We start from the raw sequence: 13,633 nt of genomic DNA, 5'->3' as shown, positions 1-13,633 counted from the left end.
TGCCTATTATCTCATTGCCAAAATGATTGAAACAGGCAACATTTTAAGGCATGCTAGAAATAGCATGTTTTTTCAATTGGAGTGATGTTTATGGAACTGATGAAATGCACAACAGACGATCTTGCACAATTAGCAAAATTGAGTATTAATACATATATGGAGACATATAGCGTGCTTTCTACAATGGAGACAGTACAGAAGCATACGGATATAGCCTTTACAGAAGAAGCGTTATTAAAAGAATTAGCTCATCCTCATAGTGAATTTTATTTTGCTGTATTGGACGAAGAAATAGCCGGCTATATAAAGCTGAATACGGACGGTGCACAAACGGATGAGGTAGAGAAAGATGCATTAGAAGTGGAGCGTATTTACATTCAAAATCAGTTTCAAGGTCGTGGCTTAGGTCGCCAGTTAATCGAGGAAGCGATTCACATGGCGCGCCTAAAAGGAAAGAAACGTATTTGGCTGGGTGTATGGGAGAAAAATGAACAGGCGGTAGCCTTTTACAAAATGATGGGTTTTACTCGTCAAGGGGAGCATATATTTATGTTTGCAGATGAAGCGTGTACGGACTATATAATGGTCAAGGAACTCTAGTATGTGACGTACATTTCCATATGATATAGTAGTAAAGGACATTTTTAATTAAGAGAGGGATTTGAGCATGATTATTAAGACACAGGAAGAATTAGATGCGTTTAAAAAGATTGGCCGCATTGTAGCTGAAATTCGTGAAGCGATGAAAGCTGCCACAAAACCGGGTGTTACAACACGGGAACTAGACGAAATAGCAGGTGGCATGTTTGAAGAAGCAGATGCCATTTCAGGCCCTAAAGGTGAATATGATTTCCCAGGATTTACATGTATTTCAGTAAATCATGAAGTAGCACATGGTATTCCAGGTGATAAAGTGATTCAAGAAGGCGATTTAGTGAATATTGATGTTTCGGGTTCATGGAACGGTTATTTCGCTGATACGGGCATTTCATTTGTTGTAGGGGCAGGCTATGAAGAGAAAGAAAAGCTTTGTGCTGTAGCAAAATCAGCCTTTGAACGTGCGATGACAAAAGTAAAAGCAGGTTCAAAATTAAACCAAATCGGGAAAGCGGTAGAACGTGAAGCACGCGATCATGGTTTAACGGTCATCATGAATTTAACAGGGCATGGTTTAGGGAAGTCTCTTCACGAAGCGCCAGACCATATTTTAAACTACTATGATGCATGGGATACAACGATCATGAAAGAGGGCATGGTGTTAGCAGTAGAGCCGTTCATCTCTGCAAAGGCAGAACATATCGTCGAATCAGGTGATGGCTGGACATTTATTACACCAGATAAATCGTTAGTTGCTCAAATCGAACATTCTATCGTTGTTACGAAAGATAAACCGATTATTTTAACGACATTAGAAGATTAACTAAAGCAAAGAAAACTGCTAAGGAATTAACTCCCTTCAGCAGTTTTCTTTTTCTTCTCCATAAATAAAATACCAACAACCATGACACCACATAAAAATAGTGCAGCAGTTGATACAAATAATTCGGTGAAACCGTTTGCTACAGCAATGCCTACATAACCTAAAATAAAAATACTAGGTATAATGCGGTCGAAATGATGGTAACGAAGATGGAGAGCAGTCGCTGCCCCCGCTGTTAACAAAATGACAACCCACAGAGCATTGCTTAACCCAAATCCATGCCACTCGTAGTAAATAGTAAGATAGCTAATGACGATTAAGAAGAAAAATAAATTCCAACCTAACCACATAGCGATTGGAATACGCAAGCTTATATATTCTCTATGAAACGGATACGTCATATGTAAACCGAATAAAGAGAGGAGTTGTAGCATAAGCAATATAAATGCAGCGATATAATGATCTTGATGCCATATATAGAAAAAGGCAATTTGTAATAGGCAAGCTAGTACAAATAAAAGCGCTTGTAATCTAGTAGTGACGAAGATGGTTTGGCGGTTTTGGTAAGCTTGCCAAACATAAACGAAAAGACTAGCGTATAAGACGAATGTAAATAAATAAACAAAGCTGGCAGGAGAAAATAAAAGTGGTAGCCGCTTGATTGATTGAATGGTTGTTAAATCATTTATCCCAATCCAAAACGCAGTCATTGAGTATATTGATAAAACAATGGTTGCAATAAAAAGTAATAGAATACGCCCCATAAATTCCTCTCCTTCCGTTAGAATTATATACATTTTGCTACTTTGCAACAACAAATACCATTTAAAACCATTATAGTTTACAATAGATATAGTATAGTAAAAGGAGTGGTTCCATGCAAAAGCTTGAAGAGTTAGACCTGTCGTTAGAACTAGATAAAGTAGTATATAAGAAAAAGTTAAAAGTACTCCAATATGAAATATTAAACGTACAACAGTTTTTATTCAACAATAAAATTGGATTAATTTTAGCTTTTGAAGGAATGGATGCTGCCGGTAAAGGAGGCGCGATTAAACGCTTAACAGAACGTATCGATCCGCGCGGTTATATTGTACATCCAATTTCTGCTCCGCAACCACATGAAAAACGTTATAACTACATGCAACGATTTTGGCGTAAGTTACCTCAACATGGACAAATCGCTATTTTCGACCGTTCATGGTATGGACGTGTATTAGTCGAACGTTTAGAAGGATTTGCCACGGAAGAAGAATGGACACGTGCTTATGATGAGATTAATGATTTTGAGCGTCTTTTAACAAATGGTGAGTACATTTTGTTAAAGTTCTGGATCCATATAGATAAAGAGGAACAGTTAAAACGCTTTGAAGCACGTGCTCAAGATCCGTATAAATCTTGGAAGTTAACAGAAGAAGATTGGCGAAATCGTGACAAGTTTGATGATTATGCCGTGGCTGCAAATGAGATGTTTGAGAAAACAGACTCTAAACATGCCCCATGGATTCTCGTAGAGGGGAACAATAAGCAATATGCGCGAATAAAAGTATTAGAAGAAACGTTAGCACATATTCAACAAGAAGCGAAACGAAGAGGCCTTGAGATTCCTACTGTTTTTGAACAAGAAGAGAAAAAAGCATTGGCAGAGTTAGCACAAGCTGAAAAAGAAGTTGCTACTAGTTTAGAAGAAGATGTAAAAAAAGTAAAATCGGTGAGAAAAAATAAATCGAAAAAGAAACGAAAATAACATATAATAGATTTAATACTTCGGGATTCGGATAAAATAGTGTGAACTTTTTTGTCTGAATTTTCGGTGGAAAGTATATCTAATTAAAAAGACATCAACTCGCGCCCTCGTAGCGCGAGTTATGTTTTTCTAAAAAGATAAGAAAGTATAAATTTTTTCAAATTAAAAGAGTGTCTAGCGCAAGCGGACCAGCCTCTCGTGACGTTTCGAAAGTCTCTTTGTGTGCAAGCACACTGTGAGCCTATCTCCAACGCATGTCGGGGCTAGAGTGGGCGCTTGCGCTTTTCTAACTGAATGCTATTTGGAAATTATTTTCTGAATAATGAGGAGGAGTACAATGGCAACAATAAAATATCCAGAAGTATGGGATTTGGATGTGTTTTTTGCAGGAGGCAGTGAGTCACCAGCCTTTCAAGCGTTTATGGATCAACTTCCACATAAAGTGGAAGCAACAAAAAAACAAATAACTGCTTTAACAATAGATGTTAATGAGCAACAATTAAAAGAAGCTTTAGCCCACATTGCAGACACATTAATGCATATTTCTCATGCGGGTGGCATGCTTTCATGTTTAACGGCTCAAAATATAAAAGATACGAAGGCGCTTTTATTATCAAGTCAATTAAGCAGTATTTCAGCAAGCTATTCACCTGTGATTCTTCGTTTACAGCAGTTGTTAGCTGAAATAGATGAGCAACGTTTCCATGCACTAATCCAATCGGAGTTGTTAAATGAGTTTGCCTTCATTTTAATGGAGTGGCGTGAACAAGCGAAACAAAAGCTATCGGAGGAAGAAGAAACATTAATTGCAGAATTAGGTGTAGATGGTTATTCTTCGTGGGGACAGCTTTACAATATGTTCATCGGTGATATTAAAGTAGAAGTTGATGTAGAGGGAGAAACGAAATACCTATCTGTAGGACAAGCGAATAACTTAAGTTCACATCCGAATGAAGCGGTACGTAAAAGTGCTTTTGATGCGCTTGAAAAAGTATTTACGGAGAAGGAAGAGTTTTTCGCTAAAACATTAAACCATCTAGCAGGTTTCCGTTTAACGACATACAAAAAACGCGGTTGGGATGAAGTGTTGCAAGAGCCGTTACAAATTAACCGGATGAAAAAAGAAACGCTAGAGGCCATGTGGGGAGCCATTTCAGATCATAAAGCACCCTTTGTAAAATTCCTTAAAACAAAGGCAAGCATGCTTGGGAAGGAGAAGATGGATTGGTATAACTTTGATGCACCAGTAACGTCTTCTACAGCGAAAGTATCGTATCAAGAGGGTGCAGAGTTTATCCTCAAGCATTTTGGGAAGTTCGGGGCACAGCTTGCGGCATTTGCGCGTCAAGCGTTTGAAGATGGGTGGATTGAAGCAGAAGATCGTGATAATAAACGTCCTGGGGGCTTCTGTACGGGCTTCCCGCTGGCGGAGCAATCACGTATTTTTATGACATACTCCGGCACTATGTCAAACGTTTCCACATTAGCGCATGAGCTAGGGCATGCATTCCATACGTATGCGTTACGCCCCGTGAATCCACTAAACCGTCGTTACGCAATGAATGTGGCAGAAACAGCATCCACTTTTGCCGAGATGATTGTTGCGGATGCAGCGGTGGAAGAGGCAACAACGACAGAAGAGAAAATTGCCTTACTCGAAGATAAATTGCAGCGTTCGATTGCATTCTTTATGAATATCCACGCACGCTTCTTGTTTGAAACGCGCTTTTATGAAGAGCGTAAGCAAGGAATTGTTGCGACAAAGCGATTGAACGAATTAATGGAAGAGGCCCAACGAGAAGCCTTTGCAGGTGCATTAGATGAAGCACACCCGCACTTTTGGGCATCTAAAATGCATTTTTATATTACAGGTGTGCCATTCTATAACTTCCCATATACATTTGGTTACTTGTTCTCCCTGAGCGTCTATGCAAAGGCAAAAGAAGAAGGCGCAGCGTTTGAAGAAAAATATATAGCACTGCTTCGTGATACAGCTGTTATGACGGTGGAAGACTTAGCGATGAAGCATTTAAATGAAGATATTACAAAACGTGAATTTTGGGAGAAGGGCATTGTGCTCTGTGTGAGAGATGTTGAAGAGTTTATTCAACTTGTTTCGAAAGAAGGGTGATCGGTCCGTGAAGCTGGACGGGGAGAAATGCTTTTTACGTACGTTTGGGGAGTCGGATGCAAGAGAGTTAGCGATGCTTTTGTCGAACAATAAGCACTTTTGGTCGACATATGAGCCTATACACCGAGAGGATTACTATACGGAAGAGGCACAGTATAAAAAGATTCTAGAAGGCCTACAGTTACTTGCTTTAAACCGTGAATTTTCATTTGGCATTTATGAGAAGGACTCTGAAAAATTAATTGGCCATATTTCGTTATATGCGATTAAACGTATGCCGTATTCAAGTGCATTTGTTGGCTATTCGATGGATCAGCATTTTGTTGGGAGAGGAATAGCAACAGAAGCGGTAAAGCTTGTTGTGGAGCTAGCCTTCGCATCCCTCAAGCTACATCGGGTAGAGGCATATATTGCTCCTGAAAATATATCGTCCATTCGTGTCATTGAAAAAGCCGGATTTGCAAGAGAAGGGCTACTTCGCAAACTATTGTTCATTAATGGAGAATGGGTAGATCATTACATGTATGCCATGTTACAAGAAGAGTATTTACAGAAAAAGGTGTAGGGATTATCCCTACACCTTTTGTCCTCGATTGAAACGATTTTTATAAATGTTGATTGCCGTCACTTACTACATCAAGGCGTCCTGTTCCTGGGTCGATGATGAGTCCGTGTATAGGCACTCCTTTAGGCATTAACGGGTGCGTACGCACAAGCTCTACACTCTTTAATACGCTCGTTGCGATATCGCCAAAGCCACGTAACCAGTCACGTAAATCGCCAGCTGAGTAGTTTACCGTATCGATTGTTTCTTGTTTAATGCCACGTTCAAGCATATGGCCAAGCATAACATCAGGGTCAACTGCACTCATCCCACAGTCATAGTGTCCAATAATGTATATTTCATCTGCTTGTAGCTCATATACTGCTACAAGTAAACTACGCATAATCCCACCAAATGGATGGTTCACGATAGCCCCTGCACTTTTGACAATTTTAACATCTCCATTACGAAGATTCATTGCTTTCGGTAGTAGTTCAACTAAGCGTGTGTCCATACAAGATAATACAACTACTCGCTTGTTTGGATACTTTGTTGTAATATAAGGCTCGTATTGCTTATCTTCTACGAATGATTGGTTGAAGCTTAGTATTTCATTTAATAAAGACATATGTCGTTACCCCTTTCCTTACATTTATCTTATTTTAGTTGAAATGAAAGAGAATTCAAATAATAATAGCGAAAATGAGTTTAAATATTATAAAAATAAAGACAAATGATATATAAAAAAAGCGAGTTTGTAAAAAGTCATCAAAAAAACAGCCACAATTGTGGCTGTTTTGAATCAAATTATTTATGAGCGTTAGCTTTTGAATCGATACGTACTGACTCGTGAGAATCTAAACCTACACGTAAATAATGAATGAAGAACATTAAGCAAATAATGATCACTACAGAGTATCCTAATACTGTTGTATAGTACTCCGGACCAAATGGATGATGATGATTCATTTTAAAAAGCTCCTTCCTATAAATAAAGTAATCCTTAACACTAATTATACCGTAATCTATGAGACAAGTGATAGTTTAATTTATGGAAATTAAGAAATTGTGACGACATTTTGAAAGTGTTAGAATGCCCAGTTTCCACCACGGAAAACGGGTTCTACTTGTCCATCTTCAGTAATCCCGTCAATATCCATATTAGCAGAACCAATCATAAAGTCAACATGGGTAATGCTTCGGTTTAATCCATTTGCTTCTAATTCTTCCGGTGACATTGTTTTTCCTCCTTCTAAGCAAAAGGCATAGGCACTACCAATTGCCAAGTGATTGGATGCATTTTCATCAAATAATGTATTAAAGAATAGTAAACCTGAGTTAGAAATAGGAGAGTTATAAGGAACTAATGCAACCTCACCTAAGTAATGTGCCCCCTCATCCGTAGCAATTAGGTTTTTCAAGACTTCTTCCCCTTGCTCCGCTTGTACATTAACAATGCGACCATTTTCAAAAGTCAGTTTAAAGTGATCGATAATATTCCCACCATAGCTTAAAGGTTTTGTACTTGAAACGTAACCATTGACACCGTCTTTATGAGGAACTGTAAATACTTCTTCTGTCGGCATATTTGCCATGAACTCGTCACCGCGTTCATTGATACTGCCTGCACCGCACCATAAATGCCCTTTTGGTAGCTCAATGGTTAAGTCTGTACCGGGAGCGGTGTAATGTAGCTTTGTATATTTTTTAGCATTTAAATAGTCTACTTTTTCATGAAGTGTATTGTTATGGTGTACCCATGCTTCCATAGGGTTTTCTAAATTAGCGCGATTCGCTTTAAAAATCGCATCCCATAATGCTTCCACCTGTTGACTTTCTGATAATTGAGGAAACACTTTAGCAGCCCAGTCTTTCGAAGGAACGGCAATCACGGTCCAAGAAATTTTGTCCGATTGAACGTATTGGCGATACTTACTAAGTGCTGTACCTGCTGCCTTTTGGAATGTAGCAATGCGCTTCGGCTCCACGCCTTTTAATAGGTCAGGGCTTTGTGAGACAATACTCATAAATGCTGCCCCGTGCTCTGCTAACCATTCGCGTTCTTGTACTTTCCAAGGCGGGAAGAAGTCGAATGAATCTTCTGGTGCTAACTCATAACGATAGCGGCCAATTTGATCATCAGAAAAATCCACAAATACTTGTTTAGCCCCAGCTTCATATGCAACTTTTGTCACAAGACGGACAAATTCTACTGCATCAGTTGAAGCTGCGATATAAAGAAACTGCCCTTTTTGGATATTTACACCTACTTTTACTGCAAGTTCAGCATATTTTGAAAGATTATTATTAAAATCACCTATCATTTTTATCATTCCTCCATATAAAAATTCAAAACTGTTTATAATTATTGATTCAATATAATCAAAAACTGGCAATTTGGAAAGAAAAAAACATTATGACATCGAAAAAAAATGGATTACCCTTTATACTATATTAATAGAAATGTTAATAAAAAGCAGAACAGGTCGAAATAAAAAAAGAACGAGTTATTGGAGGTATAGGCATGGATATTTCGTCATTAGTAGGGATTATTATAGCGTTTGTGTCACTTCTAGTAGGGATGTATTTTAAAGGGGTAGGACCAGATGCATTAGTAAACCCAGCTGCCATCTTTATTATTATCTTTGGTACAATCTCGGCAGTCGTTATCGCATTCCCGATGAAGGAGTTAAAACGTGTACCGAAATTATTCGGTAAAATTTTCAAAGAAACAAAGTTAGCGGATGATGTAGAAATCATTAAAATGTTCTCACAATGGGCAGATTTAGCGCGTCGTGAAGGGTTGCTTGCACTTGAAAGTAAAGCAACAGAAATTGAAGACCCGTTCTTAAAGAATGGCTTAACGTTAGCTATTGATGGGCAAAATGCAGATTACATAAGAGATGTATTAACAGAAGAAGTGCATGCGATGGAAGATCGTCATGCAAGTGGTGCGCAGGTTTTCACGCAAGCTGGTACATATGCACCTACACTTGGGGTACTTGGTGCCGTAATAGGTCTGATTGCAGCATTAAAAGATATGAATGATATCGAAAAATTAGGGCATGCCATTTCAGCAGCTTTCGTAGCGACATTACTTGGGATTTTTACGGGTTACGTTTTATGGCATCCATTTGCCAACAAATTAAAGCGTAAATCAGCTGTAGAAGTAAAACAAAAAATGATGATGATTGAGGGAATCCTTTCTGTATTAGAAGGGGAAGCACCTCGCGTGATCGAACAAAAATTAGCTTCATACTTAACAATGGAAGAACGTAAGCAAATTACGGAAAGCGGGGCGGGTGGCCTTGGCAAAGAAGACTAGACATAAAAAGCATGAAGAGCATGTGGATGAGTCATGGCTAATCCCTTATGCGGACTTATTAACGCTTTTACTAGCACTATTTATCGTTCTTTTTGCTTCCAGTACTGTGGATCAAGAAAAACTTCAAAAAATGTCAGAGGTGTTCAATCAAGTATTTGATGGTGGAACAGGTGTGATGGAGCACACATCTCCTGTGTCTTCACCGAATAGCTCGCAATTAAGTGAAGCGGCCAATAAGTATTTGGAAGACCAAAAGCAATTACAAGAAGCACAGGAACGTGTAGAGCAGTTAATCGCTGTAAATGAATTAGAAAATCAATTTTCCACAGTAATGACGGATGAAGGGTTGCTCATCACGATTCGTGATAGCGTATTATTTGCGCCAGGTAGTGCAAATATTAAACCTGAATATACTAATATTGCGGAAGAACTATCAGCGATTTTAGCGTTTAATCCAGCGCGTAATGTAATCATTACGGGACATACGGATACTGTGCCGATGAACACAGCAGAATTTGCGTCAAACTGGGAACTATCTGTGATTCGTGCTGTAAACTTCTTAAAAATTATTGTGAACTCAAATCCAGATTTGGATTCTAAGTACTTTAGTGTGAGGGGCTTCGGTGAGTACAATCCGATTGCTTCAAATGACACAGCGGAAGGGCGCGCAAAAAACCGCCGTGTTGAGGTGTTAGTACAACCGCTTGTAGCAGAGGATGGCTCTGATTTACCCGTTGGAAATGCTAATACAACTAACCTGAATACTACGGAAACAAATCCAAATAATTAAGTAATAGACAGCAAACAAAAATAGTTTGCTGTTTTTATTTGCATTTTCCAAAACAAAAGTTTATTATATAAACAAATGTTTGAATTGAGGTGAATACCTTGAATGAAAAAGAGCAACTTGTATTGCGATTAATACAAGAAAATCCGTATTTATCGCAACAGGAAATGGCGGAAAGATTAGGGATGTCTAGACCGGCACTGGCGAATACAGTATCCTCGTTAATCAGGAAAGGGGAAGTTATAGGTCGTGCTTATGTCTTACCGAGAAGGCAAGCGATTGTCACAATTGGTGGAGCCAATGTGGATCGGAAATTTCACGTAGAAGGTGCTGTGCAATTAGCCACATCGAATCCTACAAATGTCACAACTAGCGTTGGTGGTGTAGCCCGTAATATTGCAGAGAACTTAGGTAGGCTTGGTAATGACGTTAAGTTAATGACAGTGCTAGGTGAAGATGCGGATGCAGAAAAAATAAAACAGCATTCAGAAGAATTTATGTCATTTGAAATGACAGCAACGTTACAGGAACACTCAACAGGCTCATACTCAGCTGTACTAAGTCGTGATGGCGAATTAGTTATTGCGATGGCGGATATGGCGATTTATGATGAGTTACTGCCAGGGCTAATGAGTAAACATGAATCGCGCATACTCGATGCAAAGTGCATTGTCGTAGATTTAAACTGCCCACAAGAAGCAGTTGAATATGTATTGTCGTTAGCTAAATTACGTAAGATTCCATTTGTTATTGTGCCCGTATCTTCACCAAAAATGAGTCGGATGCCAGAAAATTTAATAGGTGTCACATACTTTATTTGTAATCGTGATGAAGCGGAAACGTATTTATCGCGCCCATTACAAACTGAGGAAGACTACGAGTTGGCGGTTCGTGATTTGTTAGATAAAGGTGCAGAGCATGTCGTGTTAACGCTTGGTGGTGCAGGAGTCGTTGTAGGGAGTAAGGACAGAATCGAACGATTATATGCAATATCAATCGAAACAATTATTGATGTAACAGGAGCTGGGGATGCCTTTGTAAGTGCTTTTTTACATGCTGCATTACATGGAGAGCTGTTTATAGATGCGGTACGCTTCGGGCTATATAATGCATCTAAAACATTGCAATGCGATACAACCGTTCGGGAAGATTTATCATCAAATGAATTAACTATTTGGAGGGAATCATAATGAAACAATATTTATCTTATTCACAAGAAGTATTAGAAGCAAAAGAGAAAGGTTTACCAATCGTTGCATTAGAATCAACAATCATTTCACATGGTATGCCTTATCCACAAAATGTACAAACGGCACGTGAAGTAGAGCAAATTATTCGTGAAAACGGTGCAGTACCGGCAACTATTGCATTAATTGATGGACAAATTAAAATCGGTTTATCAGATGAAGAATTAGAAATGTTCGGGAATGCGCAAGGTGTTGCAAAAACATCTCGTCGCGACTTAGGTTATTTACTAGCAACGAAAAAATTAGGGGCAACAACAGTAGCTGCCACAATGATTTGTGCAGAGCTTGCGGGCATCGAGTTATTTGTTACGGGTGGTATCGGTGGTGTACACCGCAGTGCAGAAACAACGATGGACATTTCTGCTGATTTAGAGGAATTAGCGGTGACAAATGTAGCGGTTGTTTGTGCAGGTGCTAAATCGATTTTAGATATTGGTTTAACATTAGAATATTTAGAGACAAAAGGTGTGCCTGTCATTGGTTACGGTACAGATATGCTACCAGCTTTCTATACACGTGAATCACAATTCGATGTGAATTTCCGCGCAGATTCAGCAGAAGAAGTAGCAAATATGATGCGTGCGAAATGGGATTTAGGTCTACGTGGTGGCGCTGTTATTGCAAACCCAATTCCTGAAGCAGAGGCACTGGATGCGGCGTTTATTAACGGCATTATTGAGCGTGCATTAACAGAAGCAGAGGAGCGTGGTATTGCTGGAAAAGAAGTGACACCTTTCTTACTTGGAAAAGTAAAAGAGTTAACGGAAGGGAAATCACTAGAGGCGAATATTGCCCTTGTAAAAAATAATGCGCGTATTGGTGCAGCGATTGCTGTCGCATTAAATAAGTAATTTCGACAATATTTCCAAGGAAATAATCTTTTTCATAAAAATAGGACAGCTCAATTTAGAGCCGTCCTATTTTTATTTGCGGAATGAGCCGAGTTCTGCGACGATTGCTTGCATTTCACTTGGTGTAAATGAGTCGCGCTTCATGACCATTTCATATAAATATAGTAAATCTTCATAGTTTTCTTCGCTGAAATGTTCGGGCTTCATTGCATCCACATTTACCATACGAAGCTTTTCTTTCATTTGTTCAATCATATAAATGACATTGTCTTGTGATGGTGTAGATAAATCCATAATCTAACCTACCTTTCTGCGTGTACGAACATATCATTTCATTTTGTTATAGTAAAGTCAACTCTTAATCCGTTTGAAAATCAGCTGAATACGTGATACGTTTGCGAGGAAGGAGGCGGTTCGATGTTTAAAAATAAAGTGGTGATCGTCACAGGCGGTGCACAAGGAATTGGACGTACGATTGCAGAGAAATATGCTGAGCAAGAAGCTATTGTAGTCGTAGCAGATTTACAGGAACCAGCTGATACAACGATGCATTTTATTCGAACAGATGTCAAAAGTGAGCAGGATATACAAGCTTTAATGGCACAAGTAGTTGAACGATTCGGTGCAATCGATATATTAATTAATAATGCTGGGAAATTTGTTGTGACACCGCCAACAGAACTTTCGCTTGAAGTGTGGGATGATGTCATAAATACTAATTTACGTAGTGCATTTCTATGTGCGCGCGAAGCCTCAAAATATATGAAGGGTGGAGCGATTGTATCGATGGCTTCTACACGGGCTTTTCAATCAGAGCTTTGTACAGAGGCATATGCAGCCAGTAAAGGTGGTATCATAGCATTGACACATGCACTTGCCGCATCTTTTGCCAAGCAACGTATTACGGTGAATTGCATTTCACCAGGATGGATTGAAACGCAAAATTATGAAGCTTTACGAGCAATCGATCATGAGCAGCATTTATCGAGGCGCGTTGGAAAACCTGAAGATATCGCGCAAGCATGTTTATATTTAACGAATCCAGAAAATAATTTTATTACGGGCACAAATATTATCATTGACGGTGGTATGACGAAAAAAATGCTTTATGAAGAGTAAATTTACTTGCCCATTACTTTCAAAAAGGTGAAAAACTGTTTAAAATAAACATAGTATCATTTTTTGACACAATTTATTTAGCAAAAGCATATAGGGGAGGAATAGCTATGGTGAAAAGTAAGTTAGTACCTGCAATTTTAATCGGTGCTGTGGCAGGCGCTGCGATTAGTATGCTAGACAAAGCAACGCGTGAGCACACAATCGAAACATCAAAAAAAATGAAAGATACAGTAACGTACTATACACAAAATCGTGATGAATTCATGCAACTTCTCGAAACAAAGGTAGAGCAATTCCAATCTGTCTATTCTTCAACTCAGCAAAATATGGGTGTAGTTATGACAAAAATTGAAGACGCAAAAGCGTTACCTCAAACAGTCATGGGTCTTGTAGCGGAAACAAAAGAGGCTTTTTCGAAAAAAGATGCAGATGCATAGTGAAGGTGTTTTTTGAAGAAGGGGT

General features: G+C 38.9%; 16 protein-coding genes. 11 read left to right on the top strand and 5 right to left on the bottom strand.

The genetic code is table 11. The features are described 5' to 3' along the window. Positions 1-90: 90 nt before the first annotated feature. On the top strand, positions 91-600 hold the full coding sequence (locus ACQQ2I_RS17345) for a GNAT family N-acetyltransferase (RefSeq protein WP_431028005.1): 510 nt from the start codon (positions 91-93) through the stop codon (positions 598-600). A gap of 67 nt (positions 601-667) precedes the next feature. Then, a complete protein-coding gene (map, locus tag ACQQ2I_RS17340; protein WP_431028004.1) occupies positions 668-1,420 on the top strand; it encodes a type I methionyl aminopeptidase in 753 nt (250 codons plus the stop codon). Between the two features lie 26 nt (positions 1,421-1,446). On the opposite strand, the gene ACQQ2I_RS17335 is transcribed toward map, so the two are convergent. Continuing rightward, complete coding sequence (locus ACQQ2I_RS17335) at positions 1,447-2,184, bottom strand: tryptophan-rich sensory protein (RefSeq protein ID WP_431028003.1); 738 nt, start codon at positions 2,182-2,184, stop codon at positions 1,447-1,449. Between the two features lie 113 nt (positions 2,185-2,297). Between ACQQ2I_RS17335 and ACQQ2I_RS17330 the strand changes: the two genes are divergently transcribed. From ACQQ2I_RS17330 to ACQQ2I_RS17320, 3 genes are all read left to right on the top strand, one after another. Then, positions 2,298-3,167, top strand: a complete 870-nt coding sequence (locus tag ACQQ2I_RS17330; protein ID WP_431028002.1) for a polyphosphate kinase 2 family protein — start codon at positions 2,298-2,300, stop codon at positions 3,165-3,167. 337 nt (positions 3,168-3,504) lie between these two features. Next, entirely contained in the window at positions 3,505-5,298 is a 1,794-nt protein-coding gene (locus tag ACQQ2I_RS17325) for a M3 family oligoendopeptidase (protein ID WP_431028001.1), read from the top strand. Continuing rightward, on the top strand, positions 5,258-5,863 hold the full coding sequence (locus ACQQ2I_RS17320; protein WP_431028000.1) for a GNAT family N-acetyltransferase: 606 nt from the start codon (positions 5,258-5,260) through the stop codon (positions 5,861-5,863). Before ACQQ2I_RS17325 ends, ACQQ2I_RS17320 begins: the two co-directional genes overlap by 41 nt. Before the next feature lie 40 nt (positions 5,864-5,903). Here ACQQ2I_RS17320 and ACQQ2I_RS17315 read toward each other — a convergent pair whose 3' ends face one another. The 3 genes from ACQQ2I_RS17315 to ACQQ2I_RS17305 all read right to left on the bottom strand — a co-directional run bounded on the left by ACQQ2I_RS17315 (position 5,904) and on the right by ACQQ2I_RS17305 (position 8,166). Then, a complete protein-coding gene (locus tag ACQQ2I_RS17315; protein WP_431027999.1) occupies positions 5,904-6,470 on the bottom strand; it encodes a beta-class carbonic anhydrase in 567 nt (188 codons plus the stop codon). A gap of 179 nt (positions 6,471-6,649) precedes the next feature. Further along, entirely contained in the window at positions 6,650-6,811 is a 162-nt protein-coding gene (locus tag ACQQ2I_RS17310) for a hypothetical protein (protein WP_391375431.1), read from the bottom strand. Positions 6,812-6,930: 119 nt separating this feature from the next. Beyond that, positions 6,931-8,166, bottom strand: a complete 1,236-nt coding sequence (locus ACQQ2I_RS17305) for an aminopeptidase (RefSeq protein WP_431030545.1) — start codon at positions 8,164-8,166, stop codon at positions 6,931-6,933. Positions 8,167-8,366: 200 nt separating this feature from the next. Here ACQQ2I_RS17305 and motA point away from each other — a divergent pair, with 200 nt between their 5' ends. The 4 genes from motA to ACQQ2I_RS17285 all read left to right on the top strand — a co-directional run bounded on the left by motA (position 8,367) and on the right by ACQQ2I_RS17285 (position 12,052). Next, positions 8,367-9,167 (top strand): flagellar motor stator protein MotA, encoded by an 801-nt coding sequence (motA, locus tag ACQQ2I_RS17300; protein WP_431027998.1) that lies wholly within the window; start codon positions 8,367-8,369, stop codon positions 9,165-9,167. Then, positions 9,151-9,957 carry a flagellar motor protein MotB gene (motB, locus tag ACQQ2I_RS17295; RefSeq protein ID WP_431027997.1) on the top strand — a complete coding sequence of 269 codons (807 nt, stop codon included), beginning with the start codon at positions 9,151-9,153 and terminating at the stop codon, positions 9,955-9,957. The genes motA and motB overlap by 17 nt, the downstream gene beginning before the upstream one ends. Before the next feature lie 98 nt (positions 9,958-10,055). Next, on the top strand, positions 10,056-11,144 hold the full coding sequence (locus tag ACQQ2I_RS17290; RefSeq protein ID WP_431027996.1) for a carbohydrate kinase: 1,089 nt from the start codon (positions 10,056-10,058) through the stop codon (positions 11,142-11,144). Next, on the top strand, positions 11,144-12,052 hold the full coding sequence (locus ACQQ2I_RS17285) for a pseudouridine-5'-phosphate glycosidase (RefSeq protein WP_431027995.1): 909 nt from the start codon (positions 11,144-11,146) through the stop codon (positions 12,050-12,052). Before ACQQ2I_RS17290 ends, ACQQ2I_RS17285 begins: the two co-directional genes overlap by 1 nt. A 72-nt stretch (positions 12,053-12,124) precedes the next feature. On the opposite strand, the gene ACQQ2I_RS17280 is transcribed toward ACQQ2I_RS17285, so the two are convergent. Then, positions 12,125-12,346: a DUF1128 domain-containing protein gene (locus ACQQ2I_RS17280; protein WP_431027994.1), complete on the bottom strand. Its 222-nt coding sequence runs from the start codon at positions 12,344-12,346 to the stop codon at positions 12,125-12,127. Between the two features lie 123 nt (positions 12,347-12,469). On the opposite strand from ACQQ2I_RS17280, the gene ACQQ2I_RS17275 reads away from it, so the two are divergent. Further along, complete coding sequence (locus tag ACQQ2I_RS17275; RefSeq protein WP_431027993.1) at positions 12,470-13,171, top strand: SDR family oxidoreductase; 702 nt, start codon at positions 12,470-12,472, stop codon at positions 13,169-13,171. 107 nt (positions 13,172-13,278) lie between these two features. Then, a complete protein-coding gene (locus ACQQ2I_RS17270; protein WP_431027992.1) occupies positions 13,279-13,608 on the top strand; it encodes a YtxH domain-containing protein in 330 nt (109 codons plus the stop codon). Positions 13,609-13,633 lie beyond the last annotated feature (25 nt).

The organism is Lysinibacillus sp. LZ02, assembly GCF_050613145.1.
GTDB lineage: Bacteria > Bacillota > Bacilli > Bacillales_A > Planococcaceae > Lysinibacillus_B.
The sequence above is the reverse complement of the archived record's forward strand: the minus strand, read 5'-3'. Positions and strand labels throughout refer to the sequence as shown.

Bases quoted from the DNA above. Each gene is read 5' to 3' on its own strand.
- ACQQ2I_RS17345 (WP_431028005.1), top strand. From the start codon at position 91: ATGGAACTGATGAAATGCACAACAGACGATCTTGCACAATTAGCAAAA.
- map (WP_431028004.1), top strand. From the start codon at position 668: ATGATTATTAAGACACAGGAAGAATTAGATGCGTTTAAAAAGATTGGC.
- ACQQ2I_RS17335 (WP_431028003.1), bottom strand. From the start codon at position 2,184: ATGGGGCGTATTCTATTACTTTTTATTGCAACCATTGTTTTATCAATA.
- ACQQ2I_RS17330 (WP_431028002.1), top strand. From the start codon at position 2,298: ATGCAAAAGCTTGAAGAGTTAGACCTGTCGTTAGAACTAGATAAAGTA.
- ACQQ2I_RS17325 (WP_431028001.1), top strand. From the start codon at position 3,505: ATGGCAACAATAAAATATCCAGAAGTATGGGATTTGGATGTGTTTTTT.
- ACQQ2I_RS17320 (WP_431028000.1), top strand. From the start codon at position 5,258: ATGTTGAAGAGTTTATTCAACTTGTTTCGAAAGAAGGGTGATCGGTCC.
- ACQQ2I_RS17315 (WP_431027999.1), bottom strand. From the start codon at position 6,470: ATGTCTTTATTAAATGAAATACTAAGCTTCAACCAATCATTCGTAGAA.
- ACQQ2I_RS17310 (WP_391375431.1), bottom strand. From the start codon at position 6,811: ATGAATCATCATCATCCATTTGGTCCGGAGTACTATACAACAGTATTA.
- ACQQ2I_RS17305 (WP_431030545.1), bottom strand. From the start codon at position 8,166: ATGATAGGTGATTTTAATAATAATCTTTCAAAATATGCTGAACTTGCA.
- motA (WP_431027998.1), top strand. From the start codon at position 8,367: ATGGATATTTCGTCATTAGTAGGGATTATTATAGCGTTTGTGTCACTT.
- ACQQ2I_RS17285 (WP_431027995.1), top strand. From the start codon at position 11,144: ATGAAACAATATTTATCTTATTCACAAGAAGTATTAGAAGCAAAAGAG.
- ACQQ2I_RS17280 (WP_431027994.1), bottom strand. From the start codon at position 12,346: ATGGATTTATCTACACCATCACAAGACAATGTCATTTATATGATTGAA.
- ACQQ2I_RS17275 (WP_431027993.1), top strand. From the start codon at position 12,470: ATGTTTAAAAATAAAGTGGTGATCGTCACAGGCGGTGCACAAGGAATT.
- ACQQ2I_RS17270 (WP_431027992.1), top strand. From the start codon at position 13,279: ATGGTGAAAAGTAAGTTAGTACCTGCAATTTTAATCGGTGCTGTGGCA.